The following is a 281-nucleotide window of genomic DNA, read 5'->3' on the forward strand; positions in this document are numbered from 1 at the left end:
ACCCGCGATGACCAGAAGCGGCAGCCGGTTCACATGCGCAAGTGCGGCCGCCGTCACCACATTGGTCGCCCCCGGCCCGATGGATGTGGTCACCGCCTGTGCCCGCCTGCGCCCCTGCCCCTTGGCATAGGCAATCGCGGTATGGGCCATCGACTGTTCGTTCTGGCCGCGCCATGTCGGCAGCGCGTCCCCGATCCCGTGCAGCGCCTCGCCAATGCCGGCCACATTGCCATGGCCGAAGATCGCCCAGACCCCGTCGATGAAGCGCTCGCCGTCTTCGT

Annotated in this window: 1 protein-coding gene; it reads right to left on the reverse strand. The window is 68.3% G+C overall.

Annotated elements, in window-relative coordinates:
* Positions 1-281 (reverse strand): thiamine pyrophosphate-binding protein (locus FQV27_RS18760; protein ID WP_246133186.1); only part of this gene is annotated, 281 nt, incomplete at both ends.

The organism is Paracoccus aurantiacus (assembly GCF_007993065.1).
Taxonomy (GTDB): Bacteria; Pseudomonadota; Alphaproteobacteria; order Rhodobacterales; family Rhodobacteraceae; genus Paracoccus; species Paracoccus aurantiacus.